Genomic DNA, 22,779 nt, shown 5'->3' with positions numbered 1-22,779 from the left:
TCTGTAAAAAGAAATTTTGTATGGTAAAAGTTTCCATAAGTCACTATGGAATCATTATTATTTCCTTTTTTAGTGTAACCATTTGATAAAACTTGAAGAAAACTATCAAAAATCGGAATTTTATCCCCAACTTTACTAACATGAATCGGAATTTTTGCTTTTTTTAATTTTTCCACAAAACTAATGTTGGTTAATTCTCCCGGACTGATCCAGATTTCTCTTATTTTTATTTTATCAGCTAAGGACAAGAAATCGCCAACATGGTCAGCATCTGTATGAGTCAGAATAAGTTGGTCAATATGAGCCACCCCCATGGATTCTAAATAAGGGATAAGCGTTTTGTCAGCATTTGATTGCATCTGCGCTTTTTGCCAATTTTTTTGAGGAAGAGCAAGTCGTCCCCCAGTATCAATCAGAATGTTTTCTTTATTAAACTTATCTTGTAGAAAAATACTATCTCCTTGTCCGATATCAACTGCTGTAATGCTTGCTCTCATTGGATTTTTAGTGATGAAAAAAATAAAAATATAAATCCAATTAAAAAAAATCTCCTTTTTTTATGAGAAAATGAATCTACGAATAAACCAATTAACACAAATAGAATAATTAATTCGAGTGAACTAGGTTTCCCCAAAACAAAGGGGTAATGTAAGGGTAAATCAACTTTATAAACTAGCCATTCTAGAATTTGAAAAATATAATTTAAATTGAGCGAAAATCCCAAAAATGATATAAGAAAACAGCATAAAAGCAGCGGGAGCAACATAAAATCAAAAAGAAAACCAAATATAATTGTTAATAATATTGAAAGAGGCTGAAAAATATGGAAATCAAAGATGAGTAACGGAAGAACACAAAGTGAAAGGACTGATGATTCTGTCAGCACTTTTTTCAATCCATTTAAATTAGAAAAAGGATGATTAAGCATCGAAATGACAAAAGCATAAAACAAGGTAAGCTGACCACCAGTCGTCAGTAAAAATTTTGGACTTATGAGCATCAAAACTAATGTCGTAACTGCGATATTATCCAAAGAAGTCAGACGAATATTTTTTTGAAAAAGGGCTCTTAAAACTGAAACCGATAATCCCGTCATAAAAGCATAAAAAATAGAAAATGGAATTTGAACAAGATTCACTCTTTCTCTCGTCAGTCCCATGCGAAGAAGTATTTTACGAAACCAATCAATAAAAAAATTTACTTGCATTCCTGATAGAGCAAAAAGATGAATAATTCCTAAAGAGCTGTAAATATCGCTCATCTGATTAAAATCCTTACTTAAAAAGCCAAAAAGCAAACCCGTCATATAGTCACTCATCGGTTTTGGAAAATGATTTTGTGTCCAAACAATTGCCTTTCGCCTTAAAGTATGAAGGTCAAAATTCTTTTTTATTTCCACATTTGTAATTTGTTGGATGGTAATCTGTCGATAGATATTTTGACTAGTTAAATATTTTTGGTCATCAAAACCATTAAAATTTCGCTGAGTTTCTGGTATTTCAAGGTTTCCTGTGAAACTTAACTGACAATTTTGACTTAAGTTCTGATAAAACCCTTTCTCTTTTAGACTTTTCAATGTGTCATAGACTTGATATTTTTGTCCATTCATTCTCCCCTGAAAACTCAATAAATCACCATTGACTTGGATTGTATCTGGAATTAATTCAATTTTTGAGAGATTTTTTGGTTGATTTTCATTATCCCTAATACTAAGACTATTGATTAACAGAAAAAATACAGCAAAAACAATTAATATCGGAATCATTAGATAATATTTTCTGAATAAAGCTAGTAAAATTGAGCAAATAAATAAAATAAGCAAGGGTAAATTGTAAGTAAAGATACAAAAATAAAGTAGCACAACAAGATAAGTTAGAAAAATCAGGGGAAATTTAATCAATAGAAATCTCATCTTTCAATTTTTCTAATGTTTTATCCCCAAAGCCAGATACTTTACCCAAATCCTCTATTGATTTAAAGTCACCATTTTTCATGCGAAAATCAATAATATCTTGCGCTTTTTTTTGACCAATTCCAGTCAGTTTTTGTAATTCTGTCAGGTCTGCTTTATTGATATTTATTTTTGGACCACTTGTCGTTGAAACTTGATTACTGACAGAGCTGCTAATAGGACTGTCAGTACTTTCTGAACTTGAACTTTCCCCAAGTTTTGGTACATAAATCACTTCTTCATCTTTAAGTTTCGCTGACAGATTGATTGATTTTTGGTCTGCTTGGTCAGTAAATCCTCCCGCTTGCCTAATTAAATCAACAAGGCGCTCATCTGACGAAATTTGGTATACATTAGGTTTTGCAACCGCTCCTTTCAAATCAACCATAATTTCGTTTTTATTTTTTTCACTGCTGCTATTAAATTTACTGACAGAGCTTTTGGTAGAACTAGAGCTCAAATTTTCTACTGACAGATTTTCAGCTTGCTTTGGTGAATTGGTGAAAATATATAAAAATTCCACCAGCAATAAGTGCACAAACAACTAAAAGCATTATTTTCCAGTATTCTTTTAATTTATCTAAAATTTTTTCCATACTTTTATATACGAAAAAACTCTTGAAAAGTTTCCAAGAGTTAAATTATTAATGTTTTTATTTAAAAATGAACCGGTAAGCCAAGATAATTAGAATAATTAAGATAACAAGAGCCAGTCTTAATGGTGAATTGCGTCGCCAAGGATTTTTCTTTTCTCCATTTTCACTGACCACTTTGTCAGCATTTTTTCGCTTTGCCTGTCTTCCTGTCAGTCCTTTAAAGAGTTGACTCATAATCTTCTCATCGCTATAAGAAAGCACATTACGCGCATAAATTTTCTCTCCAGCCTTAGCTATTGCCAGATTGGCTAGTAACTGTAAGCCAAGAGCAATCCAGGCTTCTGTAGTGGTTGAGTATTGGATGGCTAAACGACTAGTCATCAAAGTTGGACTAATAAAAGGTATAAAACTAAGCACTTTTAAAACAATATTTCCAGGTACAGTTGAGCCTGCAATACCACCAATGTATCCAATCATCGCTAAAAAGGCAATTGGCTGAGTAGCTTGTTGAACTTGGGCTTGTTCATTCACTAAAGAAGCCACAATTGAAGCAAGAATAAGATAACCCAAAATTCCAACCAATGACATCGCGACTAAATAAATTCCAAAACCAAAGGTAATGCCTGAAAGCATTTCACCAATTGCTTTGATTTGGTCTAAATTTCTGATGAATGGATAAGCAACTCCAAATCCGAGAACGTAAATTCCAAGCTGAGTGGTCAGAAGTAAAATAACACCGATAATTTTCCCATAATACTGCACATTTGAGCTTGTTGCCGCAAGTAAAGTCTCCATAATCCGGCTTGATTTCTCATTACCAATTTCTTGCCCTATAATTCCCACATACATCATCATCAATGTGAAAATTAAAATCGAAGCAATTGAACCAATGGCAATATTTGCCCCAGTCTGAGAATTTCCTGTTGATTTTTGCCCAGAACTTGTCTGAGTTTTCATCGTAAATTTAGCTGGACTGAGCAATTCTTGAACATCAGCCGCAGATAGATTTAAACGCTGAGCTGTCTTTGATATATTAACTTGAGTTAGTGCTGCTTGAAAACTTGTTTGGTCAAATTTGACACTTGATTTATTGTCCGTAACAATGGTGTAAGCCCCATCTTCAACAGTCAAAAACCCATCAATCCTCCCTTCAGAAAGCTCATTTTTAGCCTCCTTTAAAGAAGATTCATTTTTAATATCAGCTTTTAAACTCTCATTTTTAGAAAGAATTTGAGTTAAAGCAGGATTATCCACGACCGCCAATTGTGGGGTTTGATTGGCCCCGCTACTGATGACCAAACCAATAACTAAGTAGACTGCTCCTAATAAAAAAGGAGAAAGAACGAGAGCCCAAAAACCAACTCCTTTGATGCGACTACGATAAATATTTTTTGCAACAAGCCAAGTTTGATTTTTCATTTCGCCACCCCACTTTTCGCGCTTAGGTCTTCTTGATCATGCTCAGCCACTTCCATTCGGAAAATTTCATCAAGGGAGGGAGGGGATTGAACAAAGGCTTGAACATAGCCATCTTTGGCTACTTTTTGAAAAATTTCACGACCAACATTTGCTTCAGAAATTTTAATCGAACGGCCACTCCCTCTTTTTTCAATTGACTCAACTCCTGAAATCAAGGAGAGTTCATCATTTGATAGGTCCGACTCCAAATAAACACGGGTCCGACCATAAGAAGCTCTGATATCTTCAACTGTACCATTCAATATCGTTTGCCCACCTTTTAGCATCAGCAAGTGGTCAGATAAGAGCTCAACATCACTCATATTATGATTAGAGAAAATAACTGCTGCTCCCTTATCACGACTTCGCTTAATTTCATTTCGCAAAAGTTCTGTATTTACAGGATCAAGTCCTGTGAATGGTTCGTCTAAAATCAAAAATTCAGGTTCATGAATCAAGGTTGCGATAAATTGAATTTTTTGGGCATTCCCTTTTGAGAGCGTCTGAACTTTATCCATTGGTTTTCCAACAACTTCTAAGCGTTTCATCCAATCTTGAAGTTTTAGACGTGCATCTGCCCGTTTCATCCCATGTAGTTCGGCAAAATAAAGGATTTGATCCTCTACCGTCATTTTTTGATAGAGACCTCGCTCTTCGGGTAAAAAACCAATTTTTTGTTTAATTTCTTGATTTATCGGGCCATCTTTCCAAGTAATTCTTCCTTGGTCAGCTGATATAAAATTAAGAATCATCCGAAAAGTTGTTGTTTTACCTGCACCATTTTGACCAATTAAGCCCATAACTTCGCCTGGTTTAACCACCATATTGAGATTGTCAACAGCAATTTTGTCTCCAAAGCTTTTGCGAACTTTGTCAATCTTTAATGTCATAATTTTCCTTACACTTCCCTTTTTTTCTAATTATATCATTTTATTTTCACTTTTCACCTACTTTTCTTTGAATAGGTAAGACAAAAATTTATTAATTTTGTCTTTTTATTTTACCGTTTTCATTTGATTTCTCACCCCATTAAAACACAAGACTAAAAGTAGCAGACTAGCCAAGAAAGCCGGAAGAGCCGAATTATAATTACTCATTCCCCAAAGTAAGCCACGCCCCTGTGCTATATAGACTCCAGTATTAATTAAGTCAAGTAAAAATACAAAACTTAGAAAAAGCCATAATACTTTTAATATTTTCATTCTCCGAATTTTTATGCCAAGTCTCCAGATACGAAAACTAGTAAAAGAAATGAGCAGACTTCCAAAAAGATAAATGAGCTCAATAGTTTGAAGCCAGTAAAAGTGCTGAGTTTCTAAGAGAAAGCCCAGAAGGGTCAGTAGTCCTGCAAAAATCAGGATTGGGATAAAAATGGACCAGATAAATTTGTTCATTTTTTCTTCCTTTCTAATTTATATTTATTTTATTTAATTTTATTTTAATATTTTCTTACAAAAGGCAAAATGTTTTACTTCTTTTATAATTTATATAATAAAAAAACCTTGGTCATTATTCCAAGATTTTTTTTATTTCCTCTTCTGATAAATCTGTCAGTAATTTTGTAGCCTTTATCTCGTCAGATTTTTGTAGTGCTAATTCTAACCAAACAATTCCATACCATTGTTCAAACTTATAACCAGCCTTGGGGAAAAGTCCAATTTGTTGAAATCCAAATTTCTCATGGAAAGCGACACTAGCAGGATTTGGATAAGTGATACAAGCATAGGCCCGCTGATAATTGAGTGCCGCTAAGGCTGTCAGTAACTTTTGATAAAGGACACTTCCAGCTCCATGTTGTCGCTCTTTTTCATCTAAATAAATTGATAATTCGACCACCCAATCATAAGCCGCCCGTTCACGGTAGGCCCCTGCATAGGCATAACCAATGATTTTACCATTTTCAATCGCTAAAAGATATGGAAATTGACTCCCAATTTTTTCAATTCGATTTTCAAATTCTTCTAGTGTGGGCACTTCGTACTCAAAAGTAATGGCTATTTTTTCAACATATGGTCTATAAATCTCTAAAAGTCGCTGAGCATCAGCTTTTTTTGCTAGTCTAAACTCCATCTTATCCCCTTTATAGTTTTTATCTATTATACACCAATTATTAACTAATGACAGAACTTCTCACATCGCTAGATAATAAATCTTAAAAATAAATAAAAGTGACTACGAGACCTGTCAGTAACTTTTAATTTTTTGAAAAATAAAAAAAGTTGGAAAGTCCAACTTTTACATTTTAACCAACAAGTGTCACAATAATCAAACCAATCAGTGTTAAAATTAGGACAAATCCGGCATTGACAATTGTAAAATATTTTACGAAACCACGTGTTTCGCCCCGCGCATTCATCCGAATCACCTTATAAGCAATCAGTGTTGCCATAGAGGAAACAATTGTTCCAATCCCACCAATATCAGCTCCAAGGACCAAAGAAACAGCATGGGGAGTAAATGGCGAAATCAAGATGGGGGCCGCAATATTAGAAATAAACTGGCTCATAATCACGGTTCCTAAAAAAGAAGCCTGTGGTCCAACTAAGGTATTACTGATAAAATCAGTCAACACATGAATATTAGCGATATTACCCACAATCAAAAAGAAAAAGATAAAAGTAAATAAAAGATGATAATCAATTCCTTTAAAAAGTCGCGGACGATAAATTAGCACAACTAGAGCAACGACTGCTCCAGCAAGATAAAAATTCACATAACCAAAAACAGAAGCTGCCATTAACAACATCAAAACAACGAAGATAGAAGTTTCAACTTTATTAAATTGATTCACTTTAGTTTCAATAACCAAAGGCTCATTATCGATGAATTGACAAGCAATCATCAAAATCAATAAACCTAAAATCCATAAAGCCCCAGTTCCTTTGAAAAAGTCTAAATTTGTCAGAGGAACACCACCATGATGTGCCGCTACCTTATAAAACGAATAAAGATAGAGATTATGCGGATTTCCTTGCGGAAGCAAGGCAGAACCGATATGACAAGCTGGAACAATTAAAGCTGCCCCAATATAAACTGATTTTCGATTTTTAATTTCTTTAGTAATCGCTAAATAGAGCGGTAAAACCGTCAAAATTGTTAAATCGTTTGTAAAAAAAACGGCTAAAAAGAAGGTAAGTAGCGTCGTAAATCGAACAAGCTGACGCGTTGTTGTACTTCTTTTGACTAAGGTCTGTCCCAAATACTGTAACAATCCTGTTTCCTTAAAACCACCAATGACAAGCATCAATCCTGAAACCGTAACAATGACATGATAATTGAAAAAACGAGTTGTCACTCCACCCAAACTAATGGCAATAATTGCAATAATAAACGAAATCAGAAAAACTTTGTCCACTAGAAACCAGTTTTTAATGGCCGTCCAGATTTTTTGGGATTCGCGCTGAGTAGCTGAATGTTCCACTACTTCTCCTAACTAGCATATAAAATTTTGCACCACAATAAATTATAACATCTAAAGATAACAGTGACAAGCTTTTTCTCACTTAAAAGCGAATTATTTTCAAGTGAACATCTTGACTCAATAGATTCATTATTTTGACGAGATAATCATCTTAAAATTTTATATTTCACAAAATAAAAAATCCCCCTGACTAGGAGGGATCTGAAAGAAATTAAGCTACTCGCTATAGCTTAGTAACGTAACCATGACTTAAAGGTAAACGTTTTCCTATAAGGATAAACATATTCTAACATTTTGTGTATCCGTTTGCAAGAAATAACTGAAATAAAATTAATGTTTTTTTTACATTATAAGTCATATCGATATTTCTCACTTATTCCCGAAAAATTACCATTTTTCTAAGTTCATCGACATTTCCCAAAATTCGTATTCCATCTTACTGCTAATCACAAAAGCTTCAAGCATTTTTTCACGTTCTGACTCATTACTTTCTTGATAAAGTTGATTGATAATGGCACACTCTTTTTCGATTTGTGCCGCAGCCTCTTCACTCGCGTATGTTTCAATCCATCGTTGGTATAAGGCGTTAGAAGAACCCCTATCAATCAAACGAAGTCCAATCTCATGATAAAGCCAAGCGCAAGGCAACATTCCAGCAATAGCCGTATTAACCGTACCATCAACGAGCTGACGATACATATGAGAAACATAATGATAAGCAGTTGGAGCAATAGCGGTTTCTGAAATTTCTTGCTCGGTAATGTCTAAGTCCCTAAAAAAACCTTCTCGAATGAATATTTCACCTTCTTTTAATTCTTCTGCATTTAATTTTAAATGTTCTCGAATCATTTTATCCTCAGTTTTTTCCGCAATATAAAGATAGAGCTTACTAAAGTGCTCTAAATAATAGCGATCTTGAAGTAAGTAATATCGGAAAACATCAGAAGATAAGTTCCCCGTCACTAAACCTTCGATAAAAGGGTGTTCAAAACTCATTTCCCAATATTTTGCTGACTTTTCTCTTGCTAATTCAGTAAATAACATTTTCATTTTCCTTAAAGTTTTCCATAAGTTAAAAAGTATTTTATATATAACAGTTTTGCAGATTATACCATTTTTTAAATGGAACAATGTGCAAAAATCTAGATTATACACTTTGTTTAGACTTCATTTTATCGGCCTATATCCTTTGTTATTAATTTAAAATTTATTAAAACTTCAAGAATAACTTGACCTTTGATAAATTTTATAAAAAAAAGAATTTATGATTTAAAATAAATTTTCCAATGGCGATGACAATTTGGATTAAAGACAGCTTTACAATTGATACAATAACCTTGTGAATAATCATTAAAATTCAGCCTTGTTTTACAATGACCACAAAGTACTGGAAAATCTTCTTTTTCAGTAGCCACAAATTGATGATTTTCTAGTTCGTCATGACATTCATAACATGAAAAATATTTTTCACAGCCAGAACATTTTAATGCAACAATATCATTTTCTTGATGGTAATGACTGCATCTTCCCTCATCATCTACCACTTTTCCCCAAATTTTTTCCAATAGTATATCTCCTACTTCTCTTACCAATCAACTTTTATAACCTCACCACTCGTGAAAGATTGTAGCTTTCCTGAATCCCCTTTGAGTACTAAACTTCCGTCATCAGCAATTCCTTGTACTTCTCCTTTGACAGAACTCGTTCCTAATTTCAAAGTAACCTCTTTTCCGACTAATAAAGAGCGCTTGCGATATTCTTCAATCAAGTTCGGGTGAGTATAATTTGAAAAATTAGCAATTACTTCCTGAGCCATTTCTGCAATCAATTGATTCCGGTCTATATTTATATTGGGATTAATTCCTTTCACTTTTCCTAATAACTCATCTGGAAATTCCTTAGTTGCCAAATTTAAGCCAATTCCCATAATAAAATTGCTAGCAGAACTCGATTCTAAATCTAAAGCCGCTTCTGTGATAATACCTCCCACTTTATAAGTATCTAGATAAATATCATTAACCCACTTTAACTTAAAGTTTTTATCCTCATAAAATTTTTCAAGTACTTTGACCACGGCAACAGCAGTACTTGTAGTCAATAAACCTATTTTCAAAATATCATGGCTGGGATTAGGTAAAATAAGACTAAAATATAGTCCAGTATCACTTGGCGAATAAAATTTTCGACCGCGCCTCCCATGTCCTTGAGATTGATTATTCGCAACAAAAACAAGCGGCTGTTTGACCTCATGAGTCGTCAAATATTGTTTTGCCACTTCCTGTGTAGAAGTCACTTCATCAAAAACGAAAATATCATTTTCAAATTTCATTCCACTATAAAAATTTATCGTATCTTCGTCTAATGATTCATTGCCAATATACTTATATCCTAAATTTTTTCGGCTGACAATCTGATTTCCTTTACGTTTTAAAGTATTGATTGCTTTCCAAATACTTTCACGACTAATATTTAGCTCTTCTGCTAATTCATCTCCTGAAACCCAATTTCCTTTTTGCCGAAGAAGTTCTAACAAGACAAATTGTTTTGTTGTTTGCATAACTATCACTTTCTAAAATAAAGTTCAAAACCTCCTTGCTTTCTAAGACGTCGAACGATGACGACCGTTAAAATGGCTTTGATACAGTCTCCTGGAATAAAAACTAAGTTAGAAATTAAAGAAGTTAATAGTGGAATATTAGATTGAAAAGATAGCCAGATTGCACCAACAAAATCCACAAAAATAACCCCAAATAATAAAACAATTATTAACTCTCCAAACCAATTTTGGGAAGTCGTAATTTTTAATTTCTTTAGGAAAAAGCCAATTAAAAATGGGGTAAAGAGCCAGGCTATTCGATAACCACCTGAAGGCCCTAAGAAACTAGCCGCACCACCATTCCCTCCTGTCAGAACAGGTAAACCAATTAAAGCTAAAGCAAGAAAAGCACCTACCGAAATTGTACCATATTTAGGGCCAAGAAGCCCCCCTGCCATCATTATCCCCATATTCTGAAGAATGATTGAAACTGGAATAAAACCAATTGGAATTCCTGGTAAAAATCCCAAGATAATAATAAAAGCAGTCATAAAGGCTGAATAAGTTAATGTTTTGACTTTCTGATTGTTAGTCATGTTGTTACTCCTAATTTTATATTTTACAATAAAAGATTTTTTTATTATACTGGTATCATATCAAATAGTAACCCTATAATCAAATTTTGGTTAACTGTTTTTAAAATTATACCCGAATTGCTAGTTAATTTCATTGGAAAATAAATAAGTCGTGCTATCCTAATCTTAAAGCACTAAGCATTAGAAAGCGCACGACTTATATGACTTATAATAGCACAGTTCAGGACACTTCCAAAAGTTTTTGTTTATTTACTGACAACCATTGAGACGCTTTATCAAACGAGGGTTCCCCTTGAGGTTCAAAACCGAAAGAACGTCCATCTCGCAACATCAGATTGCTTAGTTATCGCTTGTTACCTATGGGGCGTACTGCATTTTAGTGAAACGCTTAAAGCTAAGCACCAATTGGCTCAAAGTTTATTTCCTAATTTCCTAGAATATTCTCGCTTTGTCTGCCGTTGTAATGCCCTCTTACCGAGTATCCAAGTCATTCGCCAAGCACTCGTCTTTAAAGAGGTTGAAGGAATTAGTGTATCCATTATTGACAGCTTCCCCATTCCTTTGTGTCAGCCTATTCGTAATTTCAGAAGCAAAGGTCTTGGAGATTATGCAAATGTTGGCTACAATGCTACAAAGGGACAGTACTTCTATGGATGTAAATGTCATGCTTTAGTCAGTGAATCAGGCTATGTCATAGACTACACAATTACTCCTGCTTCAATGGCTGATAGTTCAATGACCGAGGAAGTGTTGAGTCAATTTGGGACACCAACAGTCCTTGGAGATATGGGATATCTAGGTCAGTCACTGCATGATAGGCTGAAATTAAAAGGAATTGATCTAATGACACCTGTCAGGAAGAACATGAAGCAAAAGAAAATCCTTTTCCCTAATTTTTCAAAACGTAGAAAAGTGATTGAGCGAGTTTTCTCTTTTTTGACAAATCTAGGAGCTGAGCGTTGTAAAAGTCGTTCGCCTCAAGGTTTTCAATTGAAATTAGAGATGATACTTTTAGCGTATTCTTTACTGTTAAAATCAGCTAAATCACTGGAACCAGAGACTTTAAGATATTCTATCGGGTATCAAGTCATGCCTAAATAATCAACTAGCAATTCGGGTCTCTTTAGATAAATTTTTAAAATCTTCAAGGGTTGCAGAATTTGGAAGTTTTCTTAACATATCGTCCAAATCATAGTTTGGTTTTCCATAAATCCAAGTAATCAGATTAGCAGTATCATCAATTTGGCTTAATAGTTCTGCAATATCTCCAAAATTATTTCCTCCTAGATATTCTGAAATTTCATTTGCTGGACAAAGTATGTACTTTTCAGAAGTAACATTTTCATTCCCCGTTTCACCCCACGAAAATTTCACCTTAGCTCCTGTAGTTTGCCCTAAAGAAACATTATATTGAATGGTGAATGTAGCAACAGAAGTATTATCTTCATTTTTTGTTGTACCATCGGGATTAGTCGTGATATGATCTTTGTTATAAAGTGTGAGATCATCAGTCCCTGCAGTTTCTATAATTTTAGCCTCTTTATTATCAACGGAAGAATTGACATCATATGTGACTTGCACATCAGCTGGATAGTTGAGATTAAGAGAATAATTTACACCTGCAGGTACAGTAATTTTTAATTTTTTTGTAAAAGTTTGCTCTGTATTATTATTAGAAGGGGCATCACCAAATTTCGCTTGTGCAGGTGTTAGACCAGGATTTACACTTCCATAACGATTAATCAAATCTAGTTCATTTTCATATTTAGCTGTACTGATTCCTTTTTTATGCATGGCAGTAAACAAAGCTGAATAATCTTGACTTGTCCACGCGATGTTGGACACTGAATCATTTAATTTGTCCATATAATCGGTTGAGCCAAAGCTATCAGTTTGCCCAAATGAACTTATTAAGTTTTGAGCAAGAGCCTCCCTTGCATTTTCGTCCTTTTGGTAATCACTTGCTATTTTTGAATCATTGAAGTTTGAATTATTTAAGTCTGGGTTAGTTTGAGCAAAAAATTGTGTGTAAAGTTTGTTTTCCAAATCAATTAAATGATCTCGGTTAGCTGTGAGACTATCAATTTGGCTATTAATATCATCATGAACTCCCGTAATTAGCGTATTATAATCCTTCACTTGATTTTGCAGATTAGTTAAGACACCTTTTTCGCTTGAATCATCTTTTTTATAGAAATTAAAGAGATTATTGAGCGTACCAGAGTGTAAATCATCAAACTGTTTAAAATACACTTTTTGGTCATCTTCCGATTGATCAGTAATTCCTTTATTACCATTTTTAAGATTGACATCAGCAATTTGTTTTTGTGTATCAAAATACTGTTTCAAACCCGTTAATTGGCTTGTAAATGTTTTGCTTGTGGAATCAAGCATTGACTGAGTAGATTTTGTAAAACTATTTTGAGACGAAATCCACGCGCTATTTTCTGATTTCAAGCCATTGGCAGCAGAAATAACAGAAGAATAATTTTGTGTTGTTGACTGAAAAGGACCATAGACATCATTAGACAGATTAGTTAAGACATTTCCTTGATTCGTAATCACATCATTCATATTATTCTGTGCTTCTGAGATATTACCTGCCACAGAAGCATAGTACATTTTAACAATGTTTTGATTGAAATCTTTCAAAACACTCGTAATTTTATCATTTAGCACATTTTGTGACAAAGCAGATTGACTAAACTGCAACTTATAATTAACTTGTGATTTGATTGGATTAATATCTTCCAAAGTCAAAATATCATGTGAAAAAGCTTGTGGAATATAAATCACCGCATCAACTGATTTATCTGCATAAGCACGGTCAGCTACAGAACGAGATACCACTTGCCAGTTATATTTAGAATCTCCAGATACCAAACTTACAAAATCTTTCCCAAAGTTATAGTCTTTTTTATTAAAACTTGAAGCAGTGTCCTCATTAACAAGGGCAATCGTTGGTTTTGCAACAACTTCTTTCTTTTTAGTTCTAATAGTCAAGTAAACAAAGACGCCTAAAAGGGCGATAAGAGCGACAAGTAAGGATGTAATAATTATCCAATGTCTTTTTTTCATTTTTTTATCTAATTGTTTATTCATAAAACTTTCCTCTTCCTCAGATAGTCGTTTCTCGTAAAAAATAATAAGAATTTAAATATCATTTAGTTTATATATCGCTCTGCATATTCACTATAACTGGGATTTTCTTTTTTGTTCATTGCAAATATCAGTGTTCCTCGGAAATAATTATCTGTTGATTCTGGTTCAATCATCAGAGCAATATTTTTATCTTTTTCTGGAAAGATAATACTATAATTTTTTCCATTTTCTTCTATTCCATAATACCTTATGCCATTTTCTATTCCAATCGCATTTTGAGTATATTTGTACTCATCTCCCTCTATCATTACTTTCTTGTCAGTAAATTTAAGAGTTAAATTTCTTTCATCACCATTTTGAGCATGCCAAGTACCTTGAATATTTTTGGATCCTTTACATCCCGTCAGAAGACTTAACGTCAGTCTTTCATTATTTCCTTCTCTTTCTACGTGTCAAACTTCTAGCAACATATCCGGTTAAAATCATTAATGGTAATGTCAGAAGTAAAAGTATTAACATTCCATTATTCTTAGAGTCTTTCTTCGATTCAGTTGATGCTACATTTGTCTGACTATAATCTCTAAATAATTTCGTTTTAAGACTTTGATAATTCGTTTTATAGAGTTTATTTTGACTTTTTTTACTGAAGTCTATATCATTAACATGCTTTGTTGCTTCTTCAGTATTTCTGGCTTTTTCTTGTGTTTTCTTATCTAAATCTTTTGAGAAAAGTTGAGAGCGAATAGCAAAATCTGAGGTACTAGAACCAGCTCCTGATTGAGTAGTAATCATGTCAGAGTTAAGCTGTAAACTTCCATCACTATCAGCTAAAACAACAAAAGGACTATAAAAAAACAAGAATAGTCCACTAAATATTAAAAATACTTTTCGTTTTTTCATTTAATCTCCATAAAATAAGGTTTATGAGGCCCTATACTCCTTGCCCCTTTTCATATCTACCTTTAGAAAGAGCCAAAATAAAAGAGCACCGCAGGGGGTGCTCATCATTAAAATCCAAAACTTTGAGCATCTTGTGCATCGCGTTCTTCAACAGTATCAGCATATTTATTCAACTGTTGGTTGATACTTTCGAGCAATTCTTCAAATTTACGAACATTTTGTTCTAATTGATTATATTGTTCTAAGTATGCTTGAAAGGCTTGACCTTTCCACTCTTCAGCAATTGTAGAATTCATAGAATTCACTCGTTGAATGGCTTGTTCAATTTGCTCTTTAGATTGAATGTAAACTTGTGCTTGGTGTTTTAGCTCAGCAGGCGTTACGGAAATAGCTCCCATTTTAAATTCTCCTTAAAAAATTAATGTTTTTGTAATCAATACAACTCATTTTCTAACAAATATGTTATATAGACCCCCAATTTTTTACAAGTTTATTTTATCACAACGGATTTGTTATGTCAATAATTTTTTTGTTCTTAAAACGAAAACTAAAAGAACTAAAACAGACAAATAATTTCTATTACATTACTTTTTGATGCTTTCTTTACCGATATTCTTATTTGCCACTTCTTACTATTTTCCCAAATGGTTTGATAACAACAAAAAAACGCTTCTTATTAATAAAGAAACGTTTAATAGTATTTTTAAAATTATAAATCTGTAACTTGTACTGATTTTTGGGAATTTTACCCGATAGAACCTTCCATTGAATAAGAAATCAAACGATTTAATTCAACAGCATATTCCATTGGTAATTCCTTGGTAAATGGTTCAATGAATCCCATGACAATCATATCTGTGGCTTCTTTTTCTGTCAATCCACGACTCATCAAGTAATAAAGTTGTTCTTCAGAAATTTTTGAAACTTTCGCTTCATGCTCTAAGGCAACTTGTGAATTGTGAATTTCATTGAATGGAACGGTATCTGATTTTGATAAGTCGTCCATCAAAATTGTGTCACATTCAATATGAGAAGCTGATTTTTTAGAATTTTTCCCAAAAGTAACTTGCCCGCGATAATTGACTGCTCCACCATTTTTGGCAATTGATTTTGAAATAATTGAGCTTGAAGTATTTGGTGCATTATGAATCATTTTAGCACCTGTATCTTGATTTTGATTTGCTCCAGCAAAAGCGATTGAAAGCATTGTTCCACGCGCTCCTGGCCCATTTAAATGCACAGCAGGATATTTCATGGATACTTTTGAACCAAGATTCCCATCAATCCATTCAACGGTTGCATTTTTTTCTGCAGCCGCACGTTTAGTCACCAAGTTATAAACATTATCTGACCAGTTTTGAATGGTAGAGTAGCGCATGTAGCCACCCTCTTCAACAAAGATTTCAACGACTGCCGCATGAAGTGAGCTCGCAGAATAAGTTGGGGCAGTACATCCTTCAACATATTGAATAGAGGCTCCTTCTTCAACAATAATCAATGTCCGCTCAAACTGCCCTGATTTTTCGTTATTAATACGGAAATAAGCTTGAATAGGAATCTCACATTTGACTCCTTTAGGAACGTAGACAAATGAACCTCCAGACCAGACAGCAGAATTTAAAGCTGCTAATTTGTTGTCAGTTGGCGGAACAAGTTTGCTGAAATATTTTTTGAAAATTTCTGGATAATCACGTAAGCCTGAATCAGTGTCAGTGAAAATAATTCCTAATTTTTCAAATTCATCTTTCATATTATGATAAACAACTTCTGATTCATATTGGGCTGAGGCTCCTGCTAAGTATGAACGTTCAGCCTCTGGAATACCAATTTTTTCAAAAGTATCTTTGATTTCTTGAGGAACATCCTCCCAAGAACGAGCCGCTTTTGCTGATGGTTTTTGATAATAAACGATATCATTAAAATCAATACCAGATAAATCTGGTCCCCATTTTGGCATGTCTAGCTTTTTAAAAGCTTCAAAAGATTTTAAGCGAAATTCTAACATCCATTCAGGCTCGTTTTTAGTTTCAGAAATTTCGCGAATGACTTCCTCGGTCAAGCCTAAACCGGTTGTGAATTCAAGTTCTGCATTATCATGAAATCCAAATTTATATTCTTCGAGGTCTTTGACAACTTCTTGTGTACTATTTTCTGTCATTTTTCTTCCTCTTTGGCATTTTATTATTGACAGACTTTTCAGCCTAGCTGACAAGTCTTTAATTTACTGATAAAAAATCTGTCAGTAAATTTTAGCTATTCACCATGAATTACTGTTTCTTGTGCTTCACCAAAATCAATGGCTTTTTTTAGAGCATTCCAAGCTAGGGTTGAACATTTTACCCGAGCTGGAAATTTACTGACACCCGCAAGAAATTGAGCATCTCCAAGTGCTTCTTGACGTTCGTCAGTTTCTCCTGTTACCATTGCTGAAAAAATAGTTGCCAACTCTTTGGCTTCTTCTTTGGTTTTTCCAAGAACTGCCACTGTCATCATTGAGGCTGAAGCTGTTGAAATTGTGCAACCATGACCGCTAAAGGCAATGTTTGAAATCACATCTCCTTCAAATTCAACAGTCAGTCGAATGACATCTCCACAAGTTGGATTATTAAGATCAATCATACAACCTGTATGTAATTCACCAGCATGACGCGGATTTGATGAATGGTCGAGAATGACTGCACGATATAGATTATCTAATTTAGATAAAGCCACGCTTTCACACTTTCTTTTTTCTAATTTTTATATATTGTTTTGATTTATTTTTGAAAAAAATTGAAATCTATTCATAATTACTGACAGAATTATTATTAGTCAATAAATTTTCTGTCAATTACTTTTTGCTAATTTAGTCATCGGTCTTTATCCCATTTTTACGAATATATCGAAGGACAAGATTCGCTGCAATCACTACCGCTAAAATAATGATAACAAATAGTATAAGTAAGCCAACCGAGCCTTGAACAAGTGAGCGAAAAAGGCTGAGCCCTCCAATAGCATAAATGAAGCCCCATGCTAGATAACCTGGTAACGCGGCAAGCGTATATCTAAACCAAGACCAGTTTGTTAAACCCGCTCCAAATTGAACAGCAGTTTGAAAACCAACCGTTAAAAAGGAGAGGGGAATAATTGGCCAACCAATCCGTTGAATGGCTATAATTCCAGAGGAGGTTTCTGAATTTTTTTCAAGCTTTTTGCCCCACTTTGTTTTTAATATTCCATGGTAACTCAATTTTCCTAGCCAAAAGGTACATTGAGCTCTAAAGAAAACAATAACGAATAAGAAAGTGGTTGCCAACCAAAGTGGGAGGGAGGCGACCCAATTAAGCATATTAATCAAGTTTGAAAAACTCCTTTGTTTTTTGAAGTGCCTCAACCAATTTATCACAGTCTGCTTTGGTATTATAGATATAAAAGCTTGCTCTAGCCGTTGCCGGAGTATCAAGATAATTCAATAATGGTTGAGCACAGTGATGACCAGCTCTGACAGCTACCCCTTCCATATCCAATGCCGTAGCGACATCATGCGGATGAAGGCCTTCAATATTAAAAGCAATAACTCCACTACGTTTTTTGTTATCTTTTGGTCCATAAATTGTTAAGCCTTCAATATTCTGAAGTTTTGGCATCACATAATCTATCAATTCGGCTTCATGTTGATGAATTTGGTCAATTCCAAGCTCTTGAATATAATCAATAGCTGCTCCTAAAGCAATAGCACCCGCAATATTTGGTGTTCCTGCTTCAAATTTCCAAGGAAGTTCTGTCCAGGTTGAATGACTTTCATAAACAAAATCAATCATTTCCCCACCAAATTCTACGGGTTCAAATTGATTAAGTAATTCTTCTTTGCCATAAAGAACACCGATTCCTGTGGGTCCCATCATTTTATGACCTGAAAAAGCAAAGAAATCGACATCCATTTTTTGAAGGTCAAGCGCCATATGTGGCGTAGATTGCGCGCCATCAACGACCAGATAGGCACCACCCTGTTCATGAGCAATTTTTGAAATTTCCTCTATCGGATTAATCGTCCCTAAGACATTAGAGACATGAGCAATTGACACGAATTTCGTTTGCGCTGTGACTTTTTGACGCAAATCTTCCATATCCAATTCGCCCTCTTTGAGATAAACAAATTTTAAGATTGCCCCTGTTTTCTTAGCTACTTCTTGCCAAGGAACGATGTTAGAATGATGTTCCATAATGGAAATGACAATCTCATCATCTGCTTTCAAGATTTGTCCAGCAAATTGAGCCACCCAATTAATTGAGGTGGTTGTTCCTCTGGTAAATAAGACTTCTTTTGTTGATTTAGCATTGATAAAGGCACGGACTTTTTCACGCGCTGCTTCATATTTTTCAGTCGCTCGCTCTGCTAACGTATGAACACCACGATGGACATTGGCGTTATCATTTTCATAATAATCCTTTATCGCTGAAAAAACGCTCAAAGGTTTTTGAGTGGTTGCTGCATTATCCAAATAAACCAAAGGTTCATCATTAACAATTTGATTCAGAACTGGAAATTCATTTTTGATGCCTTCAAGCATTACATGCCCAGCTTTCTTTCAATAGTTTCAATAAATTCTGCTTGAACTGATTTGACAGGAATTTCACTGACGACTGAGCCAAGGAATCCACGAATAACAAGTCGTTTAGCTGTTTCTTCATCAAGTCCACGAGATTGAAGATAAAATAAATCTTCTTCATCAACCTGCCCAACAGAAGCTGCGTGACCTGCGGTTACTTCATTTTCGTCAATCAAGAGAATTGGATTTGCATCTCCTCGTCCTTTATCAGAAAGCATCAAAACATGAGATGATTGTTGGGCATCCGCATTTTTGGCTCCTTTGATAATATGACCAATTGCATTAAAGGTCAAAGTTCCTTTATCAAGAATAACGCCATTTTGCAAAATGTGTCCGACAGAATTTAAACCAAAGTTAGTCACTCTTGTGGCAATTCCTTGCGTTTGATGACCTGTTGAAATTCCAACCACTTTTATTTGTGAATGAGAACCATTCCCTTTAAGGTCACTGTCAAAGTCCGCCACAACATTTCCGTCATTCATGACTCCAACTGACCAGTCAACCGTTGCATTATCCCCAATCAAGCCACGACGAATGACTGATGCTGTGACATTTTTTCCTAAACGGTCAATGGCTGCAAATTTGACTTGCGCCCCTGCTTTTGCAATAACTTCAACAACTAGATTTGCTATTGCTTTGGCTGTTTGCTCCCCACTTGTTTCCAAGCGCTCGAGATAATCAACTTTCGCATTTTTTCCTACAATAAGCAAAATTCGTTTATTAAAGGGAACTTCTGATGAACCCTCTTGCATCAAAATTGATTCAATGGGCTCAAGAACTTCCACACCATCTGGAACATAGAAAACCAAACCAGAATTAAAAGTTGCAGCATTTGCTGCTGTTAAACGACTTTCATTAAAGGGAACGACAGATCCAAAGTTTTCTTCAACTAATTCTGGAATTTCTGTCAAAGCCGAATTAAAATCTGTAAAAATTACCCCTTGTTCAGCCAGCGTTTTCGTCATTTGTTCCATAACCGTTTGGCTTCCAACTTGAACAAGTAAGGGATGATTTGGGATTTCTGTAAAAGTGGGAACAGAGCCAATTTCTTCATTTTCAGAAATTGTTAAATGGTCTAAGCCCCAACGATTGATTTTAACTCGTTCAATATTTGGTAATTCTAAATTTTCAAATTCAAGCGCCGCTTTTTGGCGTAAATCTGACAACCAAGCTGGTTCAGCATGCATTTGTGAAAAGTTTAAGATGTCTTGATTCATAATTATTATTAGCAAGTTTTTATTTTTATAGGTAAACTTATCGATTTATTGACAAATTATTCTGTCAGTAAATTGATGAACATTTAAACTTACTGACAGCTTTGTCAGTAGATAAAAATAGACTTACTAGCTCCTTTCCTTAAACTTCTTCTTTATATTCTAGTCCAAGTTCCTCAGCAATATTGACATATCCTTCAGTTTCCAGACGTTTAGCCAATTCAGCGCCACCGGTTTTCACCACACGACCATCCATCATGATGTGGACAACATCAGGTGTAATGTAATCAAGCAAACGTTGGTAATGTGTGATAATCAATGCACCAAATTTCTCGCCACGCATTGAATTAACACCTTTTGCAACGACTTTTAAAGCGTCGATATCAAGTCCTGAGTCAATTTCATCAAGAATAGCAAAAGTTGGTTCTAACATCAAAAGTTGTAGAATTTCATTTCGTTTCTTTTCACCACCAGAAAATCCTTCATTGAGATAACGTTCCGCCATCTCTTCTTTCATGCTCAAGACATCCATATTTTTATCCAATTTTTTGATAAATCCCATGACAGAAACTTTATCATCTTCAGCACGTTTGGCATTCATTGCTGCCCGTAAAAATTCTGCGTTAGTGATTCCTGGAATTTCAGATGGATATTGCATTGCAAGAAATAGGCCTAAACGAGCTCTTTCATCAACTTCCATCTCTAAAACATTTTGACCATCAAAAAGAACTTCTCCCTCAGTGACGGTATAATTAGGGTTACCCATAATCGCTGCCGATAAAGTCGATTTACCAGTTCCGTTAGGTCCCATAATTGCATGAATTTCATTGGTATTGATGACTAGGTTGACTCCTTTGAGAATCTCTTTATCTTCAATCGCCACATGAAGATTTTTAATTTCAAGTGTAGCCATTTTTTCGCTCCTTTGAATTGTCAATTGTATTTGACATTTATAGTCTCTATTCTAACAAAAAATTGATAAAATTTGTTATTTTCGCTCATATTATTTTTATCAATCGCAATATAAAAAATAAATGCCATTTTGCTTTTTTAGATACCAAAAAACCTCTATAAAATTAGAGGTTTTTTTATTTTTTATGTCGACTTCTTCGATAATTTTGAATTGGAAATTCTTGTGTCGGTTCATCAACTTCTTCATCTACTACTGAATACTGTTCTTGGTCTTTATTATCTCTTTTGTCAGTCCGTTCAGGGTGAAGAACTTCGTCACGATAAGCTGAATTTCCAACGAATTTCAAAGCTTTCAAGACTGGCTGACGATTTTCACCCAGAATTCCAACAAGTTCAATAAAGATTTCTAGTCCAAAAAGACATGCGATTACTAGTAAAATCCCACCAATTCGACTTGAAAATTGTAAGAGAATCGAGATAAAGGCAAAAATTGAGGCAATTCCATAAATTACAAGTACAGCGCCGCGATGCGTAAAGCCAAGTGCCATGAGCCGATGATGCAAGTGCCTTTTGTCAGCTGTTGCAATAGATTGTCGATTTAATTTCCGACGAATCATAGCCATGATTGTATCTGTGAGCGGTACTCCCAAAATTAACAAGGGAGTTAAAACGGCTACAGCAGTCGCATTTTTCAAGCCTTGTAAAGAGGCAACCGAGATTATGAATCCAAGGAATAAAGCTCCTGTATCTCCCAAATATATAATTGCTGGGTGATAATTATAGGGAAAGAATCCCATGATTGCAGCTACTACCGTGAAAATAGTAATTGGTAAGAACACATTTGGACTTGGTAGGAAAAAGTAAGAGACAATTCCCATTGTCGTCAGTGAAATAATGGATACCCCACTGGCAAGTCCGTCTAAACCATCAATTAAATTAATCGCATTCGTAATAGCCAGTATCCAAAATACCGTAAAGATAAAGGATAACCAGCCCGGAAAAATTAATAAAGGACCACCAAAAGGAATTTTTAAATTATCAAAACGTGCATTGGTAAAGAACCAGATAAAACTCGCAGCAATTGTCAAACCTAAGAGTTTCATTTTAGGTGATATTTCTTTTATATCATCAACCAAACCAGTCAAAACAACAATTCCACCACCCACAATAAAGGGCCAAATGTAACTCAAATAACTAACTAATTGAATGGGATGGTGACCATTTCCGTTTCCGGGAGGTTGGGAATGGATTGGAGGTTGGGCATGCACGATTTGCGGAAGGATAAATAATGTGGCAACCGCAAAAGCAATGAAAATAACCAAGCCTCCAGCTGAAGGCATCGGTTTTTTATTGACGCGGCGCTCATTGGGTTTATCCACAGCGCCAATTACCTTAGACACAAAAGTCATAACTGGGGTTAAAATCACTGAAATACCAAAAGTGATAATTATAACCATTAAAAACTTGAGTGCAAAAGGGATTTCTTTTAATGTATCAACCATAT

General features: G+C 34.6%; 24 protein-coding genes. 1 reads left to right on the top strand and 23 read right to left on the bottom strand.

Going from position 1 to position 22,779, the window contains the following annotated elements; all coding sequences use genetic code 11:
- The 12 genes from LLA01S_RS13085 to LLA01S_RS05045 form a co-directional block, all read right to left on the bottom strand.
- A partial coding sequence (locus tag LLA01S_RS13085) for an MBL fold metallo-hydrolase (protein WP_255209971.1) occupies positions 1 to 497 on the bottom strand: 497 nt, incomplete at its 3' end.
- Complete coding sequence (locus LLA01S_RS05095; RefSeq protein ID WP_228764444.1) at positions 494 to 1,912, bottom strand: ComEC/Rec2 family competence protein; 1,419 nt, start codon at positions 1,910 to 1,912, stop codon at positions 494 to 496. The genes LLA01S_RS13085 and LLA01S_RS05095, both read right to left, overlap by 4 nt.
- A complete protein-coding gene (locus LLA01S_RS05090; RefSeq protein WP_228763864.1) occupies positions 1,893 to 2,339 on the bottom strand; it encodes a helix-hairpin-helix domain-containing protein in 447 nt (148 codons plus the stop codon). The genes LLA01S_RS05095 and LLA01S_RS05090 overlap by 20 nt, the downstream gene beginning before the upstream one ends.
- Before the next feature lie 265 nt (positions 2,340 to 2,604).
- Positions 2,605 to 3,966, bottom strand: coding sequence for an ABC transporter permease (locus tag LLA01S_RS05085; protein WP_061777936.1), 1,362 nt, complete (start codon positions 3,964 to 3,966; stop codon positions 2,605 to 2,607).
- Positions 3,963 to 4,895 carry an ABC transporter ATP-binding protein gene (locus tag LLA01S_RS05080; RefSeq protein ID WP_014572202.1) on the bottom strand — a complete coding sequence of 311 codons (933 nt, stop codon included), beginning with the start codon at positions 4,893 to 4,895 and terminating at the stop codon, positions 3,963 to 3,965. The genes LLA01S_RS05085 and LLA01S_RS05080 overlap by 4 nt, the downstream gene beginning before the upstream one ends.
- Positions 4,896 to 5,000: 105 nt before the next feature.
- On the bottom strand, positions 5,001 to 5,399 hold the full coding sequence (locus tag LLA01S_RS05075; protein WP_061777935.1) for a hypothetical protein: 399 nt from the start codon (positions 5,397 to 5,399) through the stop codon (positions 5,001 to 5,003).
- A 115-nt stretch (positions 5,400 to 5,514) separates the two neighbouring features.
- Positions 5,515 to 6,075, bottom strand: coding sequence for a GNAT family N-acetyltransferase (locus LLA01S_RS05070; RefSeq protein ID WP_032950467.1), 561 nt, complete (start codon positions 6,073 to 6,075; stop codon positions 5,515 to 5,517).
- Positions 6,076 to 6,247: 172 nt separating this feature from the next.
- Entirely contained in the window at positions 6,248 to 7,426 is a 1,179-nt protein-coding gene (locus LLA01S_RS05065; protein WP_011676777.1) for an SLC13 family permease, read from the bottom strand.
- A gap of 387 nt (positions 7,427 to 7,813) precedes the next feature.
- Positions 7,814 to 8,470: a thiaminase II gene (tenA, locus tag LLA01S_RS05060; protein WP_011835701.1), complete on the bottom strand. Its 657-nt coding sequence runs from the start codon at positions 8,468 to 8,470 to the stop codon at positions 7,814 to 7,816.
- A gap of 218 nt (positions 8,471 to 8,688) precedes the next feature.
- Positions 8,689 to 8,991 carry a CHY zinc finger protein gene (locus LLA01S_RS05055; protein ID WP_011676779.1) on the bottom strand — a complete coding sequence of 101 codons (303 nt, stop codon included), beginning with the start codon at positions 8,989 to 8,991 and terminating at the stop codon, positions 8,689 to 8,691.
- Between the two features lie 20 nt (positions 8,992 to 9,011).
- Positions 9,012 to 9,983 carry a biotin--[acetyl-CoA-carboxylase] ligase gene (locus LLA01S_RS05050; protein WP_015082750.1) on the bottom strand — a complete coding sequence of 324 codons (972 nt, stop codon included), beginning with the start codon at positions 9,981 to 9,983 and terminating at the stop codon, positions 9,012 to 9,014.
- Between the two features lie 5 nt (positions 9,984 to 9,988).
- On the bottom strand, positions 9,989 to 10,558 hold the full coding sequence (locus tag LLA01S_RS05045) for a biotin transporter BioY (RefSeq protein WP_011676781.1): 570 nt from the start codon (positions 10,556 to 10,558) through the stop codon (positions 9,989 to 9,991).
- Positions 10,559 to 10,768: 210 nt separating this feature from the next.
- Here LLA01S_RS05045 and LLA01S_RS05040 point away from each other — a divergent pair, with 210 nt between their 5' ends.
- Positions 10,769 to 11,659 (top strand): IS982 family transposase, encoded by an 891-nt coding sequence (locus tag LLA01S_RS05040; protein WP_061777934.1) that lies wholly within the window; start codon positions 10,769 to 10,771, stop codon positions 11,657 to 11,659.
- Here LLA01S_RS05040 and esaA read toward each other — a convergent pair whose 3' ends face one another.
- From esaA to LLA01S_RS04985, 11 genes are all read right to left on the bottom strand, one after another.
- Entirely contained in the window at positions 11,660 to 13,660 is a 2,001-nt protein-coding gene (gene esaA / locus LLA01S_RS05035) for a type VII secretion protein EsaA (protein WP_061777933.1), read from the bottom strand.
- Between the two features lie 62 nt (positions 13,661 to 13,722).
- The gene (locus LLA01S_RS05030) at positions 13,723 to 13,968 is read right to left on the bottom strand and encodes a hypothetical protein (RefSeq protein ID WP_021165657.1); all 246 of its coding nucleotides are present in this window, start codon (positions 13,966 to 13,968) and stop codon (positions 13,723 to 13,725) included.
- Between the two features lie 121 nt (positions 13,969 to 14,089).
- The gene (gene essA, locus LLA01S_RS05025) at positions 14,090 to 14,560 is read right to left on the bottom strand and encodes a type VII secretion protein EssA (protein ID WP_011835707.1); all 471 of its coding nucleotides are present in this window, start codon (positions 14,558 to 14,560) and stop codon (positions 14,090 to 14,092) included.
- Positions 14,561 to 14,667: 107 nt separating this feature from the next.
- A complete protein-coding gene (locus LLA01S_RS05020; RefSeq protein ID WP_011676794.1) occupies positions 14,668 to 14,958 on the bottom strand; it encodes a WXG100 family type VII secretion target in 291 nt (96 codons plus the stop codon).
- Positions 14,959 to 15,305: 347 nt separating this feature from the next.
- Positions 15,306 to 16,718, bottom strand: coding sequence for a Fe-S cluster assembly protein SufB (gene sufB / locus LLA01S_RS05015; protein WP_004255207.1), 1,413 nt, complete (start codon positions 16,716 to 16,718; stop codon positions 15,306 to 15,308).
- A 95-nt stretch (positions 16,719 to 16,813) separates the two neighbouring features.
- The gene (gene sufU, locus LLA01S_RS05010; RefSeq protein WP_011676796.1) at positions 16,814 to 17,272 is read right to left on the bottom strand and encodes a Fe-S cluster assembly sulfur transfer protein SufU; all 459 of its coding nucleotides are present in this window, start codon (positions 17,270 to 17,272) and stop codon (positions 16,814 to 16,816) included.
- 133 nt (positions 17,273 to 17,405) lie between these two features.
- Entirely contained in the window at positions 17,406 to 17,888 is a 483-nt protein-coding gene (locus tag LLA01S_RS05005; RefSeq protein ID WP_031286519.1) for a hypothetical protein, read from the bottom strand.
- Between the two features lies 1 nt (position 17,889).
- Positions 17,890 to 19,110 (bottom strand): cysteine desulfurase, encoded by a 1,221-nt coding sequence (locus LLA01S_RS05000; protein WP_021213770.1) that lies wholly within the window; start codon positions 19,108 to 19,110, stop codon positions 17,890 to 17,892.
- The gene (gene sufD / locus LLA01S_RS04995; RefSeq protein ID WP_021165660.1) at positions 19,110 to 20,366 is read right to left on the bottom strand and encodes a Fe-S cluster assembly protein SufD; all 1,257 of its coding nucleotides are present in this window, start codon (positions 20,364 to 20,366) and stop codon (positions 19,110 to 19,112) included. Before sufD ends, LLA01S_RS05000 begins: the two co-directional genes overlap by 1 nt.
- Positions 20,367 to 20,505: 139 nt before the next feature.
- Positions 20,506 to 21,276, bottom strand: a complete 771-nt coding sequence (gene sufC, locus LLA01S_RS04990; protein ID WP_011676800.1) for a Fe-S cluster assembly ATPase SufC — start codon at positions 21,274 to 21,276, stop codon at positions 20,506 to 20,508.
- Between the two features lie 175 nt (positions 21,277 to 21,451).
- Positions 21,452 to 22,777 carry an MraY family glycosyltransferase gene (locus LLA01S_RS04985; RefSeq protein WP_011676801.1) on the bottom strand — a complete coding sequence of 442 codons (1,326 nt, stop codon included), beginning with the start codon at positions 22,775 to 22,777 and terminating at the stop codon, positions 21,452 to 21,454.
- Between the last annotated feature and the right edge of the window lie 2 nt (positions 22,778 to 22,779).

The organism is Lactococcus cremoris subsp. cremoris NBRC 100676 (genome assembly GCF_001591705.1).
Classification (GTDB): domain Bacteria; phylum Bacillota; class Bacilli; order Lactobacillales; family Streptococcaceae; genus Lactococcus; species Lactococcus cremoris.
The sequence above is the reverse complement of the archived record's forward strand: the minus strand, read 5'-3'. Positions and strand labels throughout refer to the sequence as shown.

Bases quoted from the DNA above. Each gene is read 5' to 3' on its own strand.
- LLA01S_RS05045 (WP_011676781.1), bottom strand. From the start codon at position 10,558: ATGACTAACAATCAGAAAGTCAAAACATTAACTTATTCAGCCTTTATG.
- LLA01S_RS05095 (WP_228764444.1), bottom strand. From the start codon at position 1,912: ATGAGATTTCTATTGATTAAATTTCCCCTGATTTTTCTAACTTATCTT.
- esaA (WP_061777933.1), bottom strand. From the start codon at position 13,660: ATGAATAAACAATTAGATAAAAAAATGAAAAAAAGACATTGGATAATT.
- LLA01S_RS05030 (WP_021165657.1), bottom strand. From the start codon at position 13,968: ATGATAGAGGGAGATGAGTACAAATATACTCAAAATGCGATTGGAATA.
- LLA01S_RS04985 (WP_011676801.1), bottom strand. From the start codon at position 22,777: ATGGTTGATACATTAAAAGAAATCCCTTTTGCACTCAAGTTTTTAATG.
- tenA (WP_011835701.1), bottom strand. From the start codon at position 8,470: ATGTTATTTACTGAATTAGCAAGAGAAAAGTCAGCAAAATATTGGGAA.
- LLA01S_RS05050 (WP_015082750.1), bottom strand. From the start codon at position 9,983: ATGCAAACAACAAAACAATTTGTCTTGTTAGAACTTCTTCGGCAAAAA.
- essA (WP_011835707.1), bottom strand. From the start codon at position 14,560: ATGAAAAAACGAAAAGTATTTTTAATATTTAGTGGACTATTCTTGTTT.
- sufD (WP_021165660.1), bottom strand. From the start codon at position 20,366: ATGAATCAAGACATCTTAAACTTTTCACAAATGCATGCTGAACCAGCT.
- LLA01S_RS05020 (WP_011676794.1), bottom strand. From the start codon at position 14,958: ATGGGAGCTATTTCCGTAACGCCTGCTGAGCTAAAACACCAAGCACAA.
- sufB (WP_004255207.1), bottom strand. From the start codon at position 16,718: ATGACAGAAAATAGTACACAAGAAGTTGTCAAAGACCTCGAAGAATAT.
- LLA01S_RS05075 (WP_061777935.1), bottom strand. From the start codon at position 5,399: ATGAACAAATTTATCTGGTCCATTTTTATCCCAATCCTGATTTTTGCA.
- LLA01S_RS05005 (WP_031286519.1), bottom strand. From the start codon at position 17,888: ATGCTTAATTGGGTCGCCTCCCTCCCACTTTGGTTGGCAACCACTTTC.
- LLA01S_RS05090 (WP_228763864.1), bottom strand. From the start codon at position 2,339: ATGGTTGATTTGAAAGGAGCGGTTGCAAAACCTAATGTATACCAAATT.
- LLA01S_RS05070 (WP_032950467.1), bottom strand. From the start codon at position 6,075: ATGGAGTTTAGACTAGCAAAAAAAGCTGATGCTCAGCGACTTTTAGAG.
- LLA01S_RS05000 (WP_021213770.1), bottom strand. From the start codon at position 19,110: ATGCTTGAAGGCATCAAAAATGAATTTCCAGTTCTGAATCAAATTGTT.
- LLA01S_RS05085 (WP_061777936.1), bottom strand. From the start codon at position 3,966: ATGAAAAATCAAACTTGGCTTGTTGCAAAAAATATTTATCGTAGTCGC.
- LLA01S_RS05080 (WP_014572202.1), bottom strand. From the start codon at position 4,895: ATGACATTAAAGATTGACAAAGTTCGCAAAAGCTTTGGAGACAAAATT.
- sufC (WP_011676800.1), bottom strand. From the start codon at position 21,276: ATGGCTACACTTGAAATTAAAAATCTTCATGTGGCGATTGAAGATAAA.